We start from the raw sequence: 22,566 nt of genomic DNA on the forward strand, positions 1-22,566 counted from the left end.
GCGACCCCCGCTCTCTCTCAACCTTTGGTCTGTCCGGTCAGACGCCCGAGAACACCAGCTGCGGCGCATAGCGCGGGCGGGTGAAGCTGTAGGTGCGGATATCGAAGGTATCCAGCCCGACCTTGAAGATCGGAACGAACTGGTCCCATGTCTCGACGATCACCAGTTCCTCACCGCTGACGCCGCCGGGCAGACGGTCCTGATAGGTGCCGAGGTCGGCCTCGTTCAGGGCGGGGTAATCGCCACGGGCCTCCGACCATTTCAGGGTCCAGTTGCCGAGGTCCGCGTCATAGCGCACGGCGGTGATGCGGATGTCGCTTTCCTGCATCGAGGTCTTGGTCAGCGTGCGCAGCAGGCTGCGGGCGTTGGTGATGTAGGTCCCGTCCAGCGGCTCTGTCTCACGCGAGATCATGTCGCTGATCACGTAGTTGGCCTTCTGGTTGACGGCCTGCTGGCGGAAGGCGTCAAAATAGGTCCAGCCGACGCCGAAGAGGAACAGCAGGGCAGGGAAGACGATGACTGCCTCGACGTTGACGAAGCCGCGAGTGTCCCGGGCAAAGCCCTTGAAGAAAGAAGCGAAACGCATCTGGGGAACTCCTTAGCTGGGTTCGTAGACAAAGGCCGAGGTCGACACGATGGCGGTATAGCCGTCGTCGTCCTTGGGCAGGCTTGCGTTGAATGTGGAGGCCGCGGTCAGCGGGCGGAACTTGTAGCAGGCGCGCAGGATCATCAGCTGACCGCCCGCACCGTTGGTAAAGGCGCGCTGCGGCGTGGCCTCCTGGCTGACATCGGTGCAATCGGCCTTGGCCGGCGGCGTGGTGTAGCTGCGCATGTTCACCGGGATCATTTCCAGGTGCAGGGTCGAGGCGCAGCCGGGCAGCACGGTGGTCTTGGCGCAGATCGCGGTCTTGAGCGCGTCATGGCTGTGAGAGCCGACGCCAATCTTGACCTCGCGGACGGTCTGATCCAGCGCGCGTTCCAATTGCGCGTGGCGCACCGTAACGGTGCCGATCTCGACCGAAGAGACGATGATGGCGACGAAGAGCGGCAGCCAGAGCGCGTAGGGGACAACAGCGTTGCCGTCCTCGTTGCGCCAGAAGTTGCGCAGGGCTGAGAGGGGCGAACGGGTCATTGGGTCAGCCTCAGTTGAGTAATGGTATTGGCGATGCTGGCGAAGGTGTCTTCGAGATCGGCACCCTGAACATCAAAGAAGTGGGCGGGGGACGAGGCGCAGTTGGCCATGGCGTCCAGACCGCGCTGGGGCGCTTCGAAACCGATGGCGAAAACCACGATGCCCTGATCCTTGGCGGCGTCACAGATCGCTTCCAGACGGTTGTCGGCGGCGTTGGGGCCTGCAACGACCCCATAGGGGGACCGGATCAGGTTGTAGGTACCCGAAGAGATGTAGCCGTCCAGTTCAGCCTGCTCGAAGAGCAGATCGGCAGCCGCCCGCGTTCCGAAACGGTCAAAGAGGTCGTTGTGGTTGAGTTCCATGACAAACGCCGGGTTGGTTCCCAGACCGTCGACGGTGCTCTGGTAACGCTCGGCCGGATCGCCGGAGAACCGCGTCCAGTAGTACATCGACACGTCGCCCCCCGTCGAAGCGTAGGTGGTGAAATCGAAGGTGTTGTACTGATAGGTCGTGCCGGGAATGGGGCCGGTGTTGGTGGTCGGGCCGGTATCGGGCAGCGGGCCGTTCAGGTCGTCCTTGACGGCGAAGTAGCTTGTCGTCTGCACGCCGCCCTTGATCGACACGCCCATGAATTGCGCGCTGTCGGTCAGCGAAGCGTCGGCGGCGATCATGTATCCGACTGTGCCGGTGATGAAATCGTCGACGTCGCGGGGACCATTGTCCGGGAAGCCCTCGATCTTGTGCGCGACATCGTGGACGCCGTCGCCATTGGTGTCGAAATAGACGACGATGTTCGAGATATCCTGCGCCCAGGGCGGGAAATAGTCCGTGACCGGGCTGTCGAAGGTATCCAGCCGGACCGAATAATCGTCATCCGCGTAGGTTTCCGTCCCCTTGGTGTTCACCCAGACGCCGGTTCCGGAACCGGGGTTTTTCAACGAGGCGGGCAGATCGTATTGCGTCGTGTTTTCGCCGTCGGTCATGACGACGATGAACTTGGAGGTTTCCGGATCGGCGTAGCTTGCCGGGCGCGTGATGTGGACGGCGTCGACAAGGCCATCGTCGACGAGCCCTTCGGTCACGGCGCGGGTTTCGGGATCCAGAAGGGCGGTGCCCCATTTCATGCCGACGTCAATGGCCGTGTTGCCCCAGGCCTCAAGCGAATCGATATGCGCCTTGAGTTGAACACGGTCCGCGCTGTGCGGCAGGATGGCGGCGTTGTTGCCGTCCCGGCACCACTGGCGCGGGGTGTCGCCGGGCAGGGTGGAGGTCGAATAGGGGTCGAACTGGCCCTGCTGTTCCAGCGGCGACGTGGGGTCGATCCCCGAATTGCCAAAGGCGCTTTGCGGGAAAACGGCGCAGTTGGAATAGCTGTGCAGCCGGTTCATGGCAAAGTATTCGGGCAGTTGCGTGCCCATGTTCACCGACGCGTTGTAAGGCACGATGGAAATGGTCGTCAGGCTGCCGCTGGCGCCTTCGGGCAGCAGGATGTCGACGAATTCGTTTGCGGCGACGCGCAGGTTGCCGATCTTGCCGTTCCATCCCATCGATCCCGAAACGTCGAGGATCAGGGAGATTTCGTTGTTGGCCGAGGCATGCACGGCGGTGGCGAGGCCGGAGGCATCCAGCGTGTTCACCCCGATCAGCGACATGAAGTCAGAAGAGATCGTGGCCTCGCCCCGTGCGGTCACGGATTTGGATGTCAGGCTCTGCTCGATTTCGACCGAGGTCAGCGCATCGCCCATTCCCATGGCGGTGAGGTAGTCGCGGACAACCTGATCGGGGTCTTGCGTGTTCTCGATATTGGCGGCGGCCAGAACGGCGCGGTCCAGTGTGTTCTGCACCTTGTTGCGCTTGAGCTCGGCATGCATCATGTCGACGCCCACACCGCCGAACACCATCATGACCAGCGAACCAACAATCGCGAGATAGGACATGTTGCCAGACTGATCGGACCAGAATTCGCTGGCGCGGCACACGGCACCGGACAGGGCCGGTACGTTGCGCAGTGCGGGCAGACCCGCGAGGATGGTCGTATTCTTCAGCATTCGGACACCTATTGGCTCTCTAAGCGTCTGGCAGAGACAGGAGCCAGATTCGGAGCGTTTTGATGACAATTTTATCGCATTTTAAGATGGCCAAACTTGGGCAATTGTGGCCGCAATTTGTTGGTTAACAACGCAAAAATCCGGGTAATCCCGACCTTCGTTCAGGTTTGTTTCACAAATTGCCACGATGGTCGCGTTTAAGGTGTGCGCCGCCCAAGGGGCAATTGCCCGATTCCCGTCACACTAGGCTTGGGGTCGGGCAGGGGCCGCGTTAGGCTGAAAATGAACGTGCTTCACCAAAGAAGTCGTCGCCCGCGCGCAGCGTCGTGTCCGGACATAGGAAGGGAGAACCCCATGTCAGTCGTCCCAAGCAACGAACCCAGCTTTCGCCAATCCGTCGACCTCATGTACAACCGTGCGGTCGCGCTGATGGATCTGCCGCCGGGGCTTGAGGAAAAGATCCGGGTTTGCAACGCCACCTATACGGTGCGCTTTGGTGTCCGGCTGCGGGGCAAGATCCATACCTTTACCGGCTACCGGTCGGTGCATTCCGAACATATGGAGCCGGTCAAGGGCGGGATCCGCTTTGCCACCGCGGTCAACCAGGACGAGGTCGAGGCGCTGGCGGCGCTGATGACATATAAGTGTGCGTTGGTGGAGGCGCCCTTTGGCGGCTCCAAGGGCGGGCTGTGCGTTGATCCGCGACAGTATGATGAACATGAGATGGAGCAGATCACCCGCCGCTTTGCCTATGAGCTGATCAAGCGCGACCTGATCAACCCGTCTCAGAACGTGCCCGCGCCCGACATGGGCACCGGCGAACGCGAGATGGCCTGGATCGCCGATCAGTACCGGCGGATGAACACCACCGACATCAACGGCAACGCCTGTGTCACCGGCAAGCCGACCAACGCAGGCGGCATTCAGGGCCGTACAGAGGCCACGGGCCGTGGCGTGCAATATGCGCTGCGCGAATTCTTTCGCCACCCCGAGGATGTGGCCAAGGCCGGAATGGACGGAAAGCTGGACGGCAAGAAGGTCATCGTGCAGGGCCTCGGCAACGTGGGTTATCACGCCGCCAAGTTCCTGCAGGAAGAAGACGGTTCGATCATCACCGGGATCATCGAACGCGACGGTGCGTTGTTCAATCCGGCCGGGCTGAACGTGCAAGCGGTGCGGGACTGGATCGTGAAACATGGCGGCGTGACCGGTTTCCCGGACGCCAACCATTTTGCCGAGGGCGCGCAGGTGCTGGAGGAAGACTGCGACATTCTCATTCCGGCGGCGCTGGAAGGTGTCATCAACCTGTCCAACGCGCGTAACATCCAGGCGAAGCTGATCATCGAGGCGGCGAACGGGCCGGTTACGGCGGGCGCCGACGATATCCTGCGCGAGCGTGGCGTCGTGATCATTCCGGACATGTACGCCAACGCGGGCGGTGTCACGGTGTCCTATTTCGAGTGGGTCAAGAACCTCAGCCACATCCGCTTTGGCCGTATGCAGCGCCGTCAGGAAGAAGCCCGGCATGAATTGATCGTGCGCGAGCTGGAACGTCTGGACCGCTATCTTGGTGATGCGTGGTCGATGTCGCCGGATTTCAAGGCCAAGTATCTGCGCGGCGCGGATGAACTGGAACTTGTGCGTTCCGGCCTCGATGACACGATGCGGACCGCCTACCAGTCGATGCGCGAGGTGTGGCACGGGCGCGAAGACGTGACCGATCTGCGGACTGCCGCCTTTATCGTGGCGATCGGCCGTGTGGCGAGCAGCTACCGGGCCAAGGGCCTGTGAGGCCGTAAGCCCCATAACAGGCAGGCCGGGCTCTGGCCCGGCTTGCCGCCGCGCGGGCGGCTGCGGTCGTGTCGAATGCGCGCCTAACTTTTCGAAAATCCTAACCTGAGGCCACTCTTCTGCCGCATTTCTGGCCCGAGGGTTGACCGAATCTTACCCGAAAAACGTCTTCGTTCCGCCGCACTTCCGCTCGCGGCAAACACGGAGACATATGATGCCCTGCTTTCCTTTCTTGCGTCGCTCTACCTCATCGGGGGCCATTGCCGCCGCCCGCCGTTTTGCGCGGGAAGAGGCAGGAACCGTGACGATTTATTCGATCTACATCTCCCTGCTGGTGCTGGTCATCATGGGGGCCTCTGTGGATCTCATGCGCCAAGAGGCGTCTCGGGCCCGTTTGCAGACCACGCTGGACCGCGCGGTGCTGGCCGCCGCCGATCTGGACCAGATGCTGGTCCCGCAGGATGTGGTGAACGACTACCTCGCCAAGGCCGGGCTGGACAGCTTCGTCAATGGCGTCTCTGTAGACATGGGGCTGAACGAACGCACGGTGAGCGCGGATGCCTCATCCAACCTGGCGACGCTGTTCCTGCGCATGTCCGGGCAGGACATGTTGCCAGCCAACGCGCTGGCCACCGCAGAAGAGCGGATCGCGAACGTCGAAATCAGCCTTGTCCTCGATATATCGGGGTCGATGCGATACGACGGCCGGATGGACAACCTGAAGCCGGCGGCCAAAGCCTTTGTGCAGAAGGTCATGTCCGGCAGTACGGAAAGCGTGACGACGCTGAACCTGATCCCCTTTGCAGGACAGGTGAACCCCGGCGACATCATGTTCGACTACTTCCTTGGCAAGCGCCCCAAGATCAAGGGCAACAACGGCTGGGGCAATGGCGATCAGGACGCCCCGGGCGGGTCGCTGTGCAACAACAATGCCGAAAACTATGATGAGGGCCTGGCTGATCCGAACTGCGCGGACGGTGGCAACGTCAACGTTGCGAACGGCTTCTTCTCAGCCTGGCCGCAGGCGATTTCCAACATCGTGATCTATTTCGATACAGACGGCGACGACATCTATGACGTGGCGCACAAGATCGAGGACTTCCCCGAGGATGCCTCTCGCGATGCGGATGACTTCTTCAAGGGGGCGGTTGCCTACATGATCGCGCAGGACGGCGATCTGACGAGTTATGACCAATTCCTTGGTGTCTCCATCAAGGGGGGCACGGAAAAGAACCGCTACTTCCAGGTCAAAGGCAACCTGAACGGCGCCACCTCTGACCTTGGCCCGACCAAGAACAAGGGCAAGATCCCCGGCAACACCTATTCCTACAGCGCGATCGACTATGTCGCGTGGGAAGCGGCCTACGCCGGACCGGTGGCCGAAGAGGTCATTCCCGATATCAACGTCAACATGCCGGGCTCCTGCGTCGAAATCGACAGCTTTGAGTTCGCGAACTCCAACCTGCCGCTGTCTGACGAATATGTGCCGATCTTTCACCACTGGGCGATTGACGCCACCGTCATGGACTGGGGCTGGTGCCCCGGGCGCGACACGGCCATCCAGTATTACTCTGCCGACGCCACCAGCCTGTCGCAATTCATCGATGACATCCGCATGCATGACGGCACCGGTGCGCAGTTCGGCATGAAATACGCCCTGGCGCTGCTGGATCCATCGACCCGCGACGCGGTCAGCCATCTGATCGACGCAGGACTGATCGAGAGCCGTTTCGAAGGGCGTCCGATTGACTGGGATGACCCGGAAACGGAGAAATACATCGTCCTGATGACGGACGGACAGGTGACGGACCAATACCGCCCCAACGATCCCGACGCGCCGATCAACGCCGAAGAAGAACTGCTGTTGCAAGGATCGGGCAGCTACAACGTGCGCACCGCGCGATCCGCAAACCTGGAAAACCTGTGGCAGCAATGTGAACTGGCCAACGATCTGGGGGTCACGATCTTTACCATTGCCTTTGAGACGACCGTCGAAGCGGCCGAAGAGATGCGCCTCTGCGCCTCATCCGACAGCCACTTCTTCCATGTCCACGGTACCGAAATCACCGATGCCTTCGACAGCATCGCGCGCCAGATCAATAACCTGAGGCTGATCCAATGAGGGGCGATATCTGCACGGTTAGCGCAAAAACCTACCCCTTTGGACAGGGCAAGAGGGCAAATACCTCAAAATCGTTCGAAGTTGCGCCAAATCCAGCCGCATTCCCGGCACATTTGTTAACCATTCCTTGTTCTCGCCAGAGTGGCACCACGCCTTGGGAGAATAGTAATGGAGCGACCGACATCGACCTGGGCATTGGCCCGAGAGTTCGCGAAAGACGAGGACGGCAACGTCACAATCTTTTCGGTCTATATGATTTTGTTAATTCTGCTGGTTTCCGGCGCCGCGGTGGACATCATGAGATTTGAAGCCACACGCGCCCAACTGCAGACAACCATGGACCGTGCCGTGCTGGCCGCGGCCGATCTGGACCAGGTTCAGACATCGGACGCCGTGGTGCGCGACTACCTGGAAAAGTCGGGTATGAACCACGTCCTTCTGGGAACAGAGGTCACCTCTGGTCTGAACCACCGCACGGTCAAGGCCTGGGGCGAGTCAGACATGGCGACCCTGTTCCTGAAGATGAGCGGGTATGACAACCTGACGCCGCCCGCCATCAGCGTGGCCGAGGAAAAAATTTCGAACGTCGAGATCAGCCTCGTGCTCGATATCTCGGGCTCGATGCGATTCAATGACCGGATGGTCAAGCTGAAGCCTGCCGCGCAGGCCTTTGTCAGCAAGGTCATGGCCGAGAATACCGACAGTGTGACCACCCTGAACCTTGTGCCGTTCGCGGGGCAGGTGAACCCGGGTGATATCCTGTTCGACTATTTCCGCGGCGAACGTCCGAAGCAAAAGCAGAACAACGGTTGGGGCAACGGCGACCAGGATGCTCCTGGCGGTTCGCTGTGCAACAACAACGCCGAGAACTATGATGAGGGTCTGGCAGACCCGTCCTGCACTGACGGCTCCGCCCCGGCGCCCGTCGCGGCTGGGTACTTCCCGGCATGGGAACAGGATATCTCGAACATCGTCGTCTACTTCGACACCGATGGCGATGACGTCTACAACCGCGCCCATAAGATCGAGGATTTCCCCGACAACGGGCCGCGCGACGCCGATGATTTCTTCCGTGGTGCGGTCGCCTACATGATCGCGCAGGATAACAAGATCACCGACCCGAGCCAGTTCCTTGGCATCTCGATCAAGGGCGGCACCCAGAAGACCCGGTATTTCCAGGTCAAAGGCGATCAGAACGGAGCGGAATCCGATCTTGGCCCGACCAAGAACAAGGGCAAGATCCCCGGCAATACCTATAGCTTCGGCGGTATCGACTACGTTGCATGGGAACCGAGCTATGTGCCGCCCAGCCCGGAAGAACAGCCCGACCCCGAAGCCGAGCCTGCTGAACCGGTCAACATCAACATGCCGGGGTCGTGCATCGAGATCTATGGCAGCGAATTCACCACAACGGATATGCCGCTGTCGGACGACTATGTCTCGCACTTCATGTACTGGCCCATCGCAAATGACGTGATGGACTGGGGCTGGTGCCCGGGTGAAGACACGGCCATCCAGTACTACTCCGACAACGAAGCTGCCCTGAATGCATTTATCGCGGACATGCGGATGCACGACGGCACCGGAACGCACTACGGCATGAAGTATGGCCTTGCGCTGCTGGACCCGAACAACCGGGACGAAGTCAGCCACCTGATCGCCAACGGCCTTGTTGCGCCGCGTTTCGAAGGCCGCCCGATCGACTGGCATGATCCGGAGACCGAGAAATACATCGTGCTGATGACTGATGGTCAGACAACCGACCAGTTCCGTCCCAACGATCCGCGTGACCCGATCAACGGTGAGACAGAACTGCAAGTGCAGGGTGGCGCCAGCTACCACACCCTCACCTCTCAGTCGGCGAACGTGGCCTATCTGCAGCAACAGTGCGATCTGGCGAAGGCGCAAGGGGTGACCGTGTTCACGATTGCCTTTGAGACCAGCAGTGATGCGACCAACGACATGCTGCAATGCGCCTCTTCGGCAAGCCACTTCTTCCACGTCCAGGGTGACGAGATCGCCGACACCTTTGACACCATCGCGCGACAGATCAACAACCTGAGGCTGATCCAATGACCAAGCGTACTTCCCGCCTAATGGCACGTTTCCGCAAGGACGAAGACGGCTCCAGCACTGTTGAATTCGCCGTCTACTTCACCGCCTTCTTCTTCATCCTCGCCGTTGCGGTAGAGATGGGATACATGAACCTGCGCCACGCGCTGCTGGAACGGGGACTGGATCTGGCGACACGGGATATCCGCCTGAACACCGGCGATGTCCCCACCTACGAAGAGGTGCGGACCAAGATCTGCGCGGACGCGGTGATCGACGGATGCATGGAAAACCTGCGGCTGGAGATGGTCGAAGTCAATCCGCGCAACTTTCAGGCAGTGCCGCCGTCAGCTGACTGCATCAACGTCGAAGAAGATCCGCGGCCGGTGCGCAGCTTTGTCGCCGGGCAGGACAACGACCTGATGCTGCTGCGCGCTTGCCTGAAATACAAGCCCGCCATGCCGATGATGCCCTTCGGCGAGGCCCTTCACAAGGACGAACAGGGATACACCCAATTGGTTGCGACCTCTGCCTTTGTCCAGGAACCGAGGTAATCGCCATGAACCGTTCCTTCCTCCTCCTTCGCCGCCTGCGCGCCTTTGCGAAAGACACGCGTGGCAACATCACCATCGAAGTCATCATCTGGCTGCCCTTCATCCTGTTCCTGATCGCGGCGACCTTTTCCCTGCATGACGCCTTTCGCTACAAGGCGCTGAACACCAAGGCCGCCTACACGATCTCGGACGCGATTTCGCGTCAGACCGATCCGATCGACGGGTTGTATCTGGACGGGATGGTGGAGCTTTTGGACTTCCTCGTCCGTCCGGGCGGCGACAGCTCGCTGCGGGTGACGCTGGTGCGCTACAATGGCACCGACAACACCTATGAGACCGAATGGTCCAAGACGCGCGGCAGCCTTGCATCCCTGCAGACCACCGAACTGACCGAGATGCACGACAAGCTGCCCTCGATGCTGCACAACGAGCGGGTGATCGTGGTCGAGACGGAAACCTACTATCAACCGCCCTTCGCCATTCCGGGGCTGACCGGGGCCGGGCTGTTCTACAACTACGGCTTTACCCGTCCGCGTTTCGCGCCCAAGATCGTCTGGAGCGACGGATAAGCGCGACATTCGCGTAAGCCTTGAGTTAGGGACGAAAAACGTCATGTTTCGTCGCCGGGGGACATTGAACCCCGGCGGCGAGACTGCTTTTCTGGCGCGGAACTCTGGTGGAGGGAGCGATGCGCTTTTCCGGTCTCAAGATTCTGGCCGAAGGTCTGACGGGCAACCGTGGCTGGCGTCCGCATTGGCGCTCTCCCGAGCCGAAGGCCGAATATGACATCATCATCATCGGCGGCGGGGGGCATGGCCTGTCCACCGCGTATTACCTGGCCAAGGAGCACGGGCTGACCAATATCGCCGTGCTGGAAAAGGGCTATCTGGGCGGCGGCAACGTGGGCCGGAACACGACCATCGTGCGCGCGAACTATGGCCTGCCCGGCAACTCTGAATTCTATTCCCATTCGCTGAAGCTGTGGGAGGGGATGGAGCAGGAGCTGAATTTCAACACCATGATGAGCCAGCGGGGCGTGCTGAACCTGTTCCATTCGGACGGGCAGCGCGATGCCTATGCCCGGCGCGGCAACGCGATGCGCAATCAGGGCGACGATGCCGAACTTCTGAACAGGGACGCGGTGCGCGACATGGTGCCCTTTCTGGATTTCGATAACGGGCGCTTTCCGATCTACGGCGGGCTGTTGCAGCGGCGCGGCGGCACCGCGCGGCATGACGCGGTTGCCTGGGGCTATGCGCGCGGCGCGGACCAGCGCGGCGTCGATCTGATTCAGAACTGCGAAGTGACCGGCATCGACATCGATGGCGGTAAAGTGACCGGGGTGCAGACCTCTCGCGGGGCCATCCGGGCCAAGAAGGTGGGCATTGTCGTCGCCGGCCGTTCGGGACAGGTGGCGGGGCTGGCCGGGATGCGGCTGCCGATTGAAACCCATGTGTTGCAGGCCTTTGTCACCGAGGGGCTGAAGCCCTGCATCGACAACGTCGTGACCTATGGCATGGGGCATTTCTATATCAGCCAGTCGGACAAGGGCGGGCTGGTCTTTGGCGGCGATCTGGATTTCTACGCCTCATATGCGGCGCGCGGCAATCTGCCCATGGCAGAGCATGTGATGGAGGCGGCGATGACGCTGATGCCGATGATCGGCAAGGCGCGGGTGCTGCGCAGCTGGGGCGGCATCATGGACATGTCGCCGGACGGCTCTCCGATCATCGACAAGACACATATCGACGGTCTCTACCTGAACTGCGGCTGGTGTTACGGCGGGTTCAAGGCAGTGCCGGGTTCTGGCTTTTCCTTTGCGCATCTGATCGCACAGGACCGCCCGCATGACCCGGCCTCGAAATTCCGGCTGGACCGGTTCACCACCGGACGCGGATTGATGGACGAAGAAGGAACGGGCGCGCAACACAACCTCCATTGATGAAGGGGAAACATCATGGCTGTTCGCAGGATTGGAGTTCTGGCAAGGGCGTTTGTGGCCGCCCTGAGCATGGCGGCGCCCGCCGTGGCCGAAGATATTCGCCCCGGCTGTTATCAGCGCGTCTATTCGGATGCGCATCTGCGGGCGCACCCGAGCCAGGTTGTAAAATCCGTGCGCCTGTTCGTCGGTCAATGGATGACAGAGGTGGCGCGCGAGGCGCGGATCGAGGTGGTGCCCGCCAACCAGGGGCATGTGCGCGGCCAGCCTTGGGTGGGGGCGCGGTTGCAGCAGTTCCTGATCTGCGGAACCGAAAGCGGCGCGCCCTATTGCCAGGTGGAATGTGACGGCGGCCGTATGGAAGTCACCAAGCAGGACGGGCAGGGCATGGTGTTTCGTACCCGTTACATGCTGGTGGGCGAAACCAGTGAATGCGGCGGCGTGATGGACATGGCCGAGGTGCCCGGCGCCTACACGAGCTATCGGCTTTACCGGGTCGCGGACTCGGATTGTTACGGGATGTAAGAAGATGCGGCTGACCTGCCCGATCTGTGGCGCGCGCGACCGGCGCGAATTCTATTATCAGGGGGACGCGTCCATGCTGGACCGTCCCGCGCCTGCGGATGCGCCGCAAGTCTGGGCGGATTGGTTGCACCTGCGGGACAACCCGAGGGGCCGCACGCGAGAGCTCTGGTATCACGAGGCGGGCTGCACCTCTTGGCTGGTGGTGGAGCGCGACACCACCACGCATGAGATTTTCGACGTTCAATTGGTGGAGGCGCAGGATGCGGATTGACGGCCAGGGCCGGATCGACCGGTCAAAGCCCCTGTCCTTCAGCTTTGACGGCAAAGCCTACAGCGGCTTCGCCGGCGATACGCTGGCCTCTGCGCTGATGGGCGAAGGGGTGCGCCTGATGGGGCGCAGCTTCAAGTACCACCGCCCGCGGGGCGTGTTGACGGCTGGATCCGAAGAACCGAATGCGCTGGTCACCATCCAGCGCGCCAAGGATCAGGATCCGAACACGCGCGCCACGGTGCAGGAGCTGTACGACGGGCTGAAAGCGGTCAGCCAGAACCGCTGGCCGTCCCTGGATTTCGATATGCTGTCGGTCAACAACCTGGCCGCACCGTTTTTCGGGGCAGGTTTTTATTACAAGACCTTCATGTGGCCCAAGAGCTTTTGGGAAAAGATCTATGAGCCGATGATCCGGCGCGCGGCGGGGTTGGGTGCGCTGTCGGGGGAACACAACCGTGACCGCTATGAAAAGGCCTTTGCCTTCTGCGACGTGCTGGTGATCGGCGGCGGCCCTGCCGGGTTGATGGCGGCGCTGGCTGCGGCCCGGACCGGCGCGGAGGTGATCCTTGCCGATGAAGGCTGCGACTTTGGCGGGCGGCTGGAGGCCGAAGAAGAAGAGATCGACTATGAACCGGCGCACGCATGGGCGCTGTCGCTGGCGGCGGAACTGGCGACCATGCCAAATGTCCGGCTGATGCGGCGCACCACGGTGACCGGGGCCTATGACGACGGCACCTATGGCGCGCTGGAACGGGTCACGCAGCATCTGGACCGGTCTGGGGACGCGCCGGTGGAGTGCTTCTGGCGGATCGTGTCCAAGCGCACGGTGCTTTGCGCCGGGGCGCTGGAGCGGCACATCGCCTTTCGTGACAATGACCGGCCCGGGGTGATGATGGCGGGCGCCTTGCGGGCCTACATCAACCGCTGGGGCGTGGCGCCCGGTGAAAAGGTAGCGGTCTTTGGCAATAACGACGATGCGCATCGCACGGCTCGGGATGCGCAGGCCGCCGGACTGGACGTGATCGCGCTGATCGACAGCCGCCATGACGCCGAGAACCTTGCCGGAGACGTGCCGTTTTATCCTGGATGGCAGGTGCGGCGCGGGCTGGGCATGAAAGAACTGGAAGGCATCGATATGGTCGGGCCGCATGGGGCGTACAAGCGCCTGCCGGTCAAGGCGCTGGGCGTCTCTGGCGGCTGGAACCCCTCGGTCCATCTGACCTGTCATCTGAACGGGCGACCGGTCTGGGATGACCGGATCGCCGCCTTTGTCCCGCGAGAGGGCGCAGTGCCGGGAATGACGGTGGCCGGGGCGGCGCGCGGCGTGTTTTCCACGGGCGGATGCCTCCGCGACGGGGCAGAGGCCGGAACGGCTGCGGCAGAGGCACTGGGCTTTGCCCCCTCGATGCCCATGCTTCCGGTGGCGGAGGAGACGGAATACCGGCTGCGGCGGCTTTGGGCGGTGCCCGGCAAAGGGCGGGCATGGCTGGACTTTCAGAATGATGTGACCGTGAAGGACGTCAAGCAGGCCGCGGCAGAGAATTACGCCAGCGTCGAGCACATGAAGCGCTACACGACGCAGGGCATGGCCACAGATCAGGGTAAAAGCTCGAACGTTTCGGCGCTGGCGGTGCTGGCGGATGCCACAGGGCGCGGCATTCCCGAAACCGGCACGACGACCTTTCGCCCGCCCTATGTGCCGGTCTCCATCGCCGGAATGGGGGCGGGGGCGCAGGGCGATGGCTTTGCCCCGCAACGGTTCACCACCTCTCATGAAGGCAGCGTCCTGCGCGGCGCGCCGATGGTCGAGGCCGGGCTCTGGTATCGGCCTTCGTATTTTCCCAAATCCGGCGAGGACACGTGGCGCGAAAGCTGTGACCGGGAGGTGCGTATGGTGCGTGGCACTGTCGGCATATGCGATGTCTCGACGCTGGGAAAGATCGATCTGCAGGGGCGGGACGTGGGCGCCTTCCTGGATTTCGTCTACACCAACACCTTTTCGACGCTGAAACCGGGGCGTGTACGCTATGGATTGATGCTGCGCGAGGACGGGCATGTGATGGACGACGGCACCACCGCGCGGCTGTCGGATAACCAGTGGGTGATGACCACGACCACCGCCGCCGCCGGATTGGTGATGAAGCATCTGGACTGGGTGAAACAGGCCTATTGCCGGGAGATGGACGTGCGCTTTGTCTCTGTCACGGAACAGTGGGCGCAATTCGCTGTTGCGGGGCCCAAGGCGCGTGAATTGCTCAACGACGTTCTGGATGCCCCTATCGATGATGAGCGCTTTCCGTTCATGCAATGCGGGCCGGTTTCCCTCGGCGGGATCGGTGCGCGGCTGTTCCGGATCAGCTTCTCGGGTGAGCATGCCTATGAGATCGCGGTGCCGGCGCGTTATGGCGCCAGCCTCTACGAGGTGCTTGTGGGCCGGGCAGAGGCGCTGGGCGGCGGGGCCTACGGAATGGAGGCACTGAACGTGCTGCGGATCGAAAAGGGGCATATCACCCATGCCGAGATCCACGGCCGCGTGACGGCCTTTGACATCGGTTTCGCCCGCATGGTTTCGGCCAAGAAGGACTGTATCGGCAAGGAACTGGCGGCGCGGCCCGGTTTGGTCGAGGACGGGCGTGAGCAACTGGTGGGCCTGCGCCCGGTCAAGACAGGCGCGCAACTGACCGCCGGGGCGCATCTGTTCAACGAGGGCGCGGAGCCGGTGCGGGTGAACGACCAAGGATATATCACTTCGGTCGGCTTCTCTCCGACACTTGGCACCTATCTGGGCCTTGGTTTCCTGCGCAACGGCCGCGCCCGGCACGGAGAAACGGTGCGCATGGTCGATCACCTGCGCGGGGTCGACATGTTGTGTTTGGTGGGCGACCCGGTGGCCCATGACCCGGATGGAGGGCGGATGCGTGGTTGAGCTGACAGCAAAGACAGCCTGCGAGGGGCTTTTGCCCATCAGCCGGGGCGGCGTGACCCTGAGCGAAATCGCACCCGGTCACATCACGGCGCTATTGCCGTTGCGGGGGCAGCGCGCGGCACTGTCTGCCGCGTTGCAGGCGGCGCATGGCGTGTCCTTTCCCGAGGTCGGCAAGGCCGATGAAGGGGAAGGCGTTTCCTGTATCTGGTCGGGGCGCGATCAGGCGTTCCTGATTGGCCCGGCCCCGGATCCTGGCCTTGCCGAATTGGCCGCGATGACGGATCAGAGCGATGCTTGGGCGACGGTCCTGCTGGCCGGGGAGGCGGCAGAGGATGTCCTGGCCCGGCTGGTGCCCATCGATCTGCGCCCCGCCGCCTTTCCGGTTGGCACCTCCGCCCGAACGCTGTGTCAGCACATGACGATTACGATCTGGCGGCGCGAGGATGGTTTTGGGATCATGGCCTTTCGGTCGATGGCGCGGACTCTTGCGCATGAGATCGGCGAAGCCATGGCTTCGGTTGCCGCCCGACAGGCGGCGGGTTAGATACACCCCGGAATGTTTCGTGGGAGTGTGACATGCGTATGTTTGTTGTGATTGCGGTTGTTTCGGCCTTTGCCACCGGTGCCTTTGCGCAGGAGGCCGACAAATGCGCCAAGACGGAAAGCTGGTTCAAGCTGGCGATCGACTCTCGGATTCTGGGTGAACCCAAGAGCAGCGTGCGCCGCGCGCTTCAGGCCGAGATGGGCGAACGCAAGGCGGCAAACGAGCTGGCCGATTTTGTCTATCTCCTGCCCGAAGAGCAACTGACCCCGGCCTTGGCAGAGGCGGCGCGGGCGCAGTGCGAGGCGATGCCTGCGGGTCAATGACCGGCGACAGGGGCTTGCCACCGCGCACCCCAACCCGATATTGAGAGGCATGAGTCTCCCCCCCGGATTTCTGGATGAACTGCGCAATCGGTTGAGCCTGGCCCAGGTGGTCGGGCGCAAGGTGCTGTGGGATAACCGTAAATCCAATCAGGGCAAGGGCGACCTGTGGGCGCCGTGCCCCTTTCACCACGAAAAAACCGCGTCTTTTCACGTGGATGACCGCAAGGGTTTCTACCATTGCTTTGGCTGTCAAGCGAGCGGGGACGCCATCAAGTTCGTGCGTGAGACGGAGAATGTTGGCTTCATGGAAGCCATCGAAATCCTTGCCGCCGAGGCCGGGATGGAAGTGCCCAAGCAGGACCCGCGGGCACAGGAAAAGGCGGACCGCCGTACGCAACTGGCCGAGGTCATGGAGCAGGCGGTGGGATTCTTCCGCCTGATGCTCAAGACCGGGGCAGGAGAGGCTGCGCGGGCCTATCTTGCCAAGCGCGGGCTGGATCAGGCCGCGCTGGACCGTTGGGAGATCGGATTTGCGCCGCCGGGTTGGGACAACCTGCGCGACGCGCTGGGCGCCAAGGGCGTGTCTGCGGACCTGATGCTGGCGGCGGGACTGGTCAAGAAATCCGACAAGGGGCGCGCGCCCTATGACGTGTTCCGCAACCGCATCATGTTTCCCATCCGGGACGGGCGCGGGCGCGCCATCGCCTTTGGCGGGCGGGCGATGGACCCGGACGACAACGCCAAATATCTGAACTCTCCGGAAACGGAACTGTTCGACAAGTCGCGCAACCTGTTCAATTTGAAACCGGCGCGTGAGGCAGCCGGCAAGGGCCAGCCGCTGATCGTTGCCGAGGGCTATATGGACGTCATCGCGCTGTCAGAGGCGGGGTTCGAAGCCTCTGTCGCGCCGCTGGGCACCGCCGTGACCGAACCGCAGTTGCAGTTGATGTGGCGCGTGTCGGAGGAACCGGTGATCGCGCTGGACGGGGATACGGCGGGCCTGCGCGCGGCGTTCCGGGTGATCGACGTTGCCCTGCCGGTTCTGGAGGCGGGCAAGGGGTTGCGCTTTGCCCTGATGCCGGACGGCAAGGACCCTGACGACCTGTTGCGTGCCCAAGGGCCGGAGGCGGTAAAGGCGGTTCTGGACAGCGCCATGCCCATGGTACACCTGCTGTGGCGGCAGGAAACCGAGGGCAAGAATTTCGACAGCCCGGAACGGCGCGCGGCCTTGGACAAGGCCCTGCGTTCCCGGATCAACAAGATTCAGGATCCCAGCCTGAAACATCACTACGGCGAAGCGCTGAAGGAGCTGCGCTATCAGGCGTTCCGCACGCAACGGCCCGAACGCGGGCAGGGCGGCAAGCGGACCCCGTGGCGACCCAAGGGCGCGCCATTGCCGCCCAGCCAGACTGCCAAGGCGTCGCTACTGGCCTCGGGGGGAGAGGCCGGAGAGCGCCGGTTGCGTGAAGAGGTGATCCTTGCCGCGATCCTCTCCGCCCCGGAAATCGGACCGGAGTTCGAGCAACAGCTGGAGGATATGCCCTGCACGGACCCCCAGCTTGCGCTGCTGCGGGACGTGATGCTGCGCTGTATCGGCAACGCAGAGCGCATGCGGGCAGAGGCTGAGGCGGCAATCGGGCATGACCCCCTTGAAATGCTGCTGGAAGGACGCCATGTCGCCATCGTTCCCTGCATCCGAACCCCCGGAAACGCGGAGCTTGCCCGTCTGACGGTGGCCGAAGAACTGGCCAAGCTGGCGGCGCAGGACGGCTGGCATGCGGAACTGAGAGAAGCCGAAGAGGATCTGGAAGCGCACGCCGACGAGGCGCTGACATGGAGGTTGGCCGAAGCGGCGCGGGTGCGCGCGCAGGCCGGACGCCGCAACGAAGAGGACGCGGCCGAATATGATATCGGCCCGAACGGTGCGCAGATCGACCGTGAGGAACGCAATGCCCTCGATTCGCTGTTGTCGCAGATTCGATTCGACAAAAACCGCGGATAATCGTCGAATCAGTGACGAAAACGTAGAGAAATAAGGTTAGACGGGTGTGCGAATCACTTAATCGCGCTATTGAGTCGTTTCATCGAATCGCCCCCGTTTCCGGACCCCTCATCAGGAGAGCCGCATGGCAGCCAAGGACAACGAAGACGTCAAGTCCGAAGACCAGGAAGAGGATGCTGGCCTCGATATGAGCCAGACAGCGGTCAAGAAGATGATCGCTGACGCGCGAGAGCGTGGCTATATCACTTACGATCAGCTCAACCAGGTGCTTCCCCCGGATCAGGTCTCGTCCGACCAGATCGAAGACGTGATGTCCATGCTGTCCGAAATGGGCATCCAGGTCACCGAGGAAGAAGAGCAGGAAGACGACGACAACAAGGGCTCGACCGACCTGGTCGAAACCAAGAAGGCCGGTGAGGTCGCTGTCTCTGCCGGTAGCGCGGAAAAGCTGGACCGTACCGATGACCCGGTGCGCATGTACCTGCGCGAGATGGGCAGCGTCGAACTGTTGTCCCGCGAAGGTGAAATCGCGATTGCGAAACGCATCGAGGCGGGCCGCAACACGATGATCCTCGGGCTGTGCGAGAGCCCGCTGACCTTTCAGGCGATCACCATCTGGCGCGACGAACTTCTGTCCGAAGACATTCTGCTGCGCGATGTGATCGATCTCGAAACCACCTTCTCTGGCCAGATGGGCGAGGATGGTGAGGTCGACGAACCCGTCGTGGATACTTCGAACGTCGATGCCGCGGCCAAGCCCAAGAGCGACGAGCCGGAATACGACGCTGATGGCAATCCCATCGCCAAGGAAGACGACGACGACGACGACGAACAGGCCAACATGTCGCTGGCCGCGATGGAAACCGCGCTGAAGCCGCGGGTTCTGGAAACGCTGGACCGCATCGCAAGCGATTACGAGGCGCTGGCGGAGCTGCAGGATGACCGGATCTCTGCGACGCTGAACAAGGATGGTTCGTTCAGCGCGGCGGATGAGGCGCAGTATCAACAGCTGCGCTCCGAGATCGTTGAACTGGTGAACGAACTTCACCTGCACAACAACCGGATCGAGGCGCTGATCGACCAGCTCTACGGTATCAACAAGCGCATCATGGCGATCGACAGCGCGATGGTGAAGCTGGCCGACCAGGCCCGCATCAACCGCCGCGAGTTCATCGAGGAATATCGCAACCACGAGCTGGACCCGAACTGGCTGGAGCGGATGGGCGAAAAGTCCGGTCGCGGCTGGCAGATGTTCATCGAACGCTCGACCGACAAGGTCGAAGAGCTTCGCGCGGACATGGCTCAGGTCGGTCAGTATGTCGGTCTGGATATCAGCGAATTCCGCCGCATCGTGAACCAGGTTCAGAAGGGCGAAAAGGAAGCGCGGCAGGCGAAAAAGGAAATGGTCGAGGCCAACCTGCGCCTCGTGATTTCAATCGCCAAGAAATACACGAACCGTGGTCTGCAGTTCCTCGATCTGATCCAGGAGGGCAACATCGGCCTGATGAAGGCCGTCGATAAGTTCGAATACCGCCGCGGCTACAAGTTTTCTACCTATGCGACATGGTGGATCCGTCAGGCCATCACCCGGTCGATTGCCGACCAGGCCCGCACGATCCGTATCCCGGTCCACATGATCGAGACGATCAACAAGCTGGTCCGCACCGGTCGCCAGATGCTGCACGAGATCGGCCGCGAACCGACGCCGGAGGAACTGGCGGAAAAGCTTCAGATGCCGCTGGAAAAGGTCCGCAAGGTGATGAAGATCGCCAAGGAGCCGATTTCGCTCGAAACCCCGATTGGGGACGAGGAAGACAGCCAGCTTGGCGATTTCATCGAAGACAAGAACGCGATCCTGCCGCTAGATTCGGCCATTCAGGAAAACCTGAAAGAGACCACGACGCGGGTACTGTCCTCTCTCACGCCTCGTGAAGAGCGGGTTCTGCGGATGCGTTTCGGCATCGGCATGAACACCGATCACACGCTGGAAGAAGTGGGCCAGCAGTTCAGCGTGACCCGTGAGCGAATTCGCCAGATCGAGGCAAAGGCGCTGCGCAAGCTCAAGCACCCAAGCCGGTCTCGCAAGCTGCGGTCTTTCCTGGATCAGTAACAAGGCAGGGCAATCAGCGTCACGCTGGTTGCCCCGTTCGAAATCTCTGGACTAAAACGATTGACGGCGCGCCCCCTGGGCGCGCCGTTTCAATGTCGTGCGAACAGTTCTGTCAAACCGCCCGCAAGCGGAGCCTTTTCTCACCGTGACGAGATTTGCATCTCCACGGCTTCGGCTCTTTGGTCCGCGCTGACCACGGCGACACCCAAGGCAAGGCTGGCGACGAAGGCAACAGTGATGACGCTGACGCCGGACCAGAACACGCCCGGGTTTTGCCAGACGGGTTTCAGATCGTAGCAATTGCCGCAATGGTCCCGCGATACGCGCATTTTGTGACCGCAACTGTCGCAGTGAAAGAGTCGTATTGTCATTGCCCGTTGAGACCGTCTTTGCGGTCCCCCTCCTTTAAAGAGTTCCGTTTGCAACCCGATGCAGGATTTGTATCTCGGCAGAGCGCCCGTGTTAATCATTCTTGGGTTGAACTATACGTTTGAGCACATGGACGTGGCTCAATTGCCGCAAAATCTTTGCGCTAGGATCGTCAAAATAAGGCAATAAAAACAACTACTAGTGGGGTCGTATATTTTTGAATTGTGACGAGAACGTCAGGATTGGACTAAGTTTTACACGTTAAAATTGAATTCGATGGCGAGAATGTGGCGTGGATATGGCCATTGAGAACCGTGCCATTTGGGCGGCACGTCCATGCCTGATATCTGCCGGAAATTTGACAGGAAGTAAGGGGCCCGCCCTATTTGGGCGGGCCCGTCCCGATCACGTCAGATGTTCGTTGAAAAAGGCGATTGTCCGGTCCCAAGCCAATTCTGCGGCCGCCTCATCATAGCGCGGGGTCGAATCATTGTGGAAACCGTGGTTCACGCCCGGATAGACATGGGCGGTGTACGTCTTGTCGTGTTCCTTCAGCGCGGCCTCGTAGGCAGGCCAGCCTTCGTTGATGCGCTCGTCCAGTTCCGCATATTGCAGCAAGAGCGGCGCCTCGATCCTTGGCACGTCCTCGGCGCTGGCCTGCCGCCCGTAGAAGGGGACGGAAGCGCCCAGTTCGGGGTAGGCCACGGCAAGCGCATTGCAAACCCCGCCGCCATAGCAAAAGCCGACACAGCCGACCTTGCCGGTGGTGTCGTCGTGGCCAGCGAGGAATTCGTAGGCCGCAAAGAAGTCGTTCATCAGTTTGACGCCGTCGACCGTCCTTTGCAGATCGCGCCCCGCTGCATCGTTGCCGGGATATCCCCCGACAGAGCTCAGCCCGTCCGGCGCCAGCGCGATGAAACCGGCCTTAGCGACGCGGCGGGCGACGTCCTCGATATAGGGGTTCAGACCGCGGTTCTCATGCACGACGACGACCGCGGGCAAGGGGCCGGTGGCATTGGCGGGCTTCACCAGATATCCGCGCACTTCTCCGTGGCCGTTGGGCGAGGGGAACTCGATGTATTCGGGCATGATGTCCGGGTCGGTGAAATCGACCTGATGCGCGAGTGCGTAGTTGGGCGACAGCATATTCAGAAGCGTGAGGGCGGTCACACCTCCCACGGCAAACTTGCCCGCGCGGTCAAGGAACTCGCGTTTGGTGATTTTGCCGTGTGCATAGAAGTCATAAAGATCAAGAAGTTCCTGATCGAAATCGGCGGCCGTCATGCGGCGCTGAGGTGTCTGGTCGTTCATCGCACTCTCCCTGAGATCCGTGCCGGTCCGTTGCGGTGCCGGCCCGCGGATGCAAAAAGGATACCTGCAAAAACCAACAGGGAAAGAGGATGGCGAATAACGTTTTCACGATCACCACGGCGGGACCGGGATTGTACGAATTCACGCCACAGTTGCTGGATTGGGTGCGCAAGTCGGGGCATGGGGACGGATTGTGTACCCTGTTCGTGCGGCACACGTCGGCCAGCCTGTTGATCCAGGAAAACGCCGATCCGGACGTGCAACGGGACATGAACGCCTATTTTCAAAGGCTTGTGCCGGATGCCGATGCGCCCGAAATGGCCTATCTGACCCATCGCTACGAAGGTCCGGATGACATGCCCGCCCATATCAAGGCCGCTCTGTTGCCGGTCAGCCTGTCCATTCCGGTGATGGCCGGGCGGCTGGCATTGGGGACATGGCAGGGCGTCTACCTGTTTGAACATCGGACCGCGCCACATCGCCGAGAGGTGGCGGCCCATCTGGGCGGGTGAGGTTTTCCGCCATTGTTCCACTAACCTTTGATGGT

Annotated in this window: 19 protein-coding genes; 14 read left to right on the forward strand and 5 right to left on the reverse strand. The window is 61.6% G+C overall.

Translation table 11 applies throughout. The features are described 5' to 3' along the window. Positions 1-37: 37 nt before the first annotated feature. The 3 genes from ACTXGA_RS10920 to ACTXGA_RS10930 are packed head-to-tail and all read right to left on the reverse strand — an operon-like array spanning position 38 to position 3,180. Entirely contained in the window at positions 38-586 is a 549-nt protein-coding gene (locus tag ACTXGA_RS10920) for a TadE/TadG family type IV pilus assembly protein (RefSeq protein ID WP_443393525.1), read from the reverse strand. Between the two features lie 12 nt (positions 587-598). Beyond that, positions 599-1,132, reverse strand: a complete 534-nt coding sequence (locus tag ACTXGA_RS10925) for a TadE/TadG family type IV pilus assembly protein (RefSeq protein WP_443393527.1) — start codon at positions 1,130-1,132, stop codon at positions 599-601. Then, a complete protein-coding gene (locus ACTXGA_RS10930; RefSeq protein WP_443393529.1) occupies positions 1,129-3,180 on the reverse strand; it encodes a pilus assembly protein TadG-related protein in 2,052 nt (683 codons plus the stop codon). Before ACTXGA_RS10930 ends, ACTXGA_RS10925 begins: the two co-directional genes overlap by 4 nt. A gap of 354 nt (positions 3,181-3,534) precedes the next feature. Between ACTXGA_RS10930 and ACTXGA_RS10935 the strand changes: the two genes are divergently transcribed. The 13 genes from ACTXGA_RS10935 to rpoD all read left to right on the forward strand — a co-directional run bounded on the left by ACTXGA_RS10935 (position 3,535) and on the right by rpoD (position 20,339). Continuing rightward, positions 3,535-4,971, forward strand: coding sequence for a Glu/Leu/Phe/Val family dehydrogenase (locus tag ACTXGA_RS10935; protein WP_443393531.1), 1,437 nt, complete (start codon positions 3,535-3,537; stop codon positions 4,969-4,971). A gap of 301 nt (positions 4,972-5,272) precedes the next feature. Then, a complete protein-coding gene (locus ACTXGA_RS10940) occupies positions 5,273-7,093 on the forward strand; it encodes a pilus assembly protein TadG-related protein (RefSeq protein WP_443393533.1) in 1,821 nt (606 codons plus the stop codon). Positions 7,094-7,261: 168 nt separating this feature from the next. Continuing rightward, positions 7,262-9,169 (forward strand): TadE/TadG family type IV pilus assembly protein, encoded by a 1,908-nt coding sequence (locus ACTXGA_RS10945; RefSeq protein WP_443393535.1) that lies wholly within the window; start codon positions 7,262-7,264, stop codon positions 9,167-9,169. Beyond that, a complete protein-coding gene (locus ACTXGA_RS10950) occupies positions 9,166-9,699 on the forward strand; it encodes a TadE/TadG family type IV pilus assembly protein (RefSeq protein WP_443393537.1) in 534 nt (177 codons plus the stop codon). The genes ACTXGA_RS10945 and ACTXGA_RS10950 overlap by 4 nt, the downstream gene beginning before the upstream one ends. 5 nt (positions 9,700-9,704) lie before the next feature. Further along, complete coding sequence (locus ACTXGA_RS10955) at positions 9,705-10,268, forward strand: TadE/TadG family type IV pilus assembly protein (protein WP_443393538.1); 564 nt, start codon at positions 9,705-9,707, stop codon at positions 10,266-10,268. Between the two features lie 119 nt (positions 10,269-10,387). Further along, positions 10,388-11,641, forward strand: a complete 1,254-nt coding sequence (locus ACTXGA_RS10960; protein WP_443393540.1) for a sarcosine oxidase subunit beta family protein — start codon at positions 10,388-10,390, stop codon at positions 11,639-11,641. Between the two features lie 15 nt (positions 11,642-11,656). Further along, on the forward strand, positions 11,657-12,163 hold the full coding sequence (locus ACTXGA_RS10965) for a hypothetical protein (protein ID WP_443393542.1): 507 nt from the start codon (positions 11,657-11,659) through the stop codon (positions 12,161-12,163). A gap of 4 nt (positions 12,164-12,167) precedes the next feature. Further along, positions 12,168-12,434, forward strand: coding sequence for a sarcosine oxidase subunit delta (locus ACTXGA_RS10970; RefSeq protein WP_443393544.1), 267 nt, complete (start codon positions 12,168-12,170; stop codon positions 12,432-12,434). Next, positions 12,424-15,360 (forward strand): sarcosine oxidase subunit alpha family protein, encoded by a 2,937-nt coding sequence (locus ACTXGA_RS10975; protein WP_443393546.1) that lies wholly within the window; start codon positions 12,424-12,426, stop codon positions 15,358-15,360. The genes ACTXGA_RS10970 and ACTXGA_RS10975 overlap by 11 nt, the downstream gene beginning before the upstream one ends. Continuing rightward, the gene (locus tag ACTXGA_RS10980) at positions 15,353-15,904 is read left to right on the forward strand and encodes a sarcosine oxidase subunit gamma (protein ID WP_443393548.1); all 552 of its coding nucleotides are present in this window, start codon (positions 15,353-15,355) and stop codon (positions 15,902-15,904) included. Before ACTXGA_RS10975 ends, ACTXGA_RS10980 begins: the two co-directional genes overlap by 8 nt. A 32-nt stretch (positions 15,905-15,936) precedes the next feature. Continuing rightward, positions 15,937-16,227, forward strand: a complete 291-nt coding sequence (locus tag ACTXGA_RS10985) for a hypothetical protein (protein WP_443393550.1) — start codon at positions 15,937-15,939, stop codon at positions 16,225-16,227. Positions 16,228-16,276: 49 nt separating this feature from the next. Beyond that, positions 16,277-18,229 (forward strand): DNA primase, encoded by a 1,953-nt coding sequence (dnaG, locus tag ACTXGA_RS10990; protein ID WP_443393552.1) that lies wholly within the window; start codon positions 16,277-16,279, stop codon positions 18,227-18,229. A 124-nt stretch (positions 18,230-18,353) separates the two neighbouring features. Next, positions 18,354-20,339, forward strand: coding sequence for an RNA polymerase sigma factor RpoD (gene rpoD, locus ACTXGA_RS10995; RefSeq protein WP_443393554.1), 1,986 nt, complete (start codon positions 18,354-18,356; stop codon positions 20,337-20,339). A gap of 140 nt (positions 20,340-20,479) precedes the next feature. On the opposite strand, the gene ACTXGA_RS11000 is transcribed toward rpoD, so the two are convergent. Next, positions 20,480-20,668 carry a hypothetical protein gene (locus tag ACTXGA_RS11000; protein WP_443393556.1) on the reverse strand — a complete coding sequence of 63 codons (189 nt, stop codon included), beginning with the start codon at positions 20,666-20,668 and terminating at the stop codon, positions 20,480-20,482. A gap of 445 nt (positions 20,669-21,113) precedes the next feature. Continuing rightward, positions 21,114-22,019: a YghX family hydrolase gene (yghX, locus tag ACTXGA_RS11005; RefSeq protein ID WP_443393558.1), complete on the reverse strand. Its 906-nt coding sequence runs from the start codon at positions 22,017-22,019 to the stop codon at positions 21,114-21,116. A gap of 89 nt (positions 22,020-22,108) precedes the next feature. Between yghX and ACTXGA_RS11010 the strand changes: the two genes are divergently transcribed. After that, positions 22,109-22,531 carry a secondary thiamine-phosphate synthase enzyme YjbQ gene (locus ACTXGA_RS11010; RefSeq protein WP_443393560.1) on the forward strand — a complete coding sequence of 141 codons (423 nt, stop codon included), beginning with the start codon at positions 22,109-22,111 and terminating at the stop codon, positions 22,529-22,531. The last annotated feature ends 35 nt before the right edge of the window (positions 22,532-22,566 follow it).

It is taken from the genome of Antarctobacter jejuensis, assembly GCF_052266595.1.
Taxonomy (GTDB): Bacteria; Pseudomonadota; Alphaproteobacteria; order Rhodobacterales; family Rhodobacteraceae; genus Antarctobacter; species Antarctobacter jejuensis.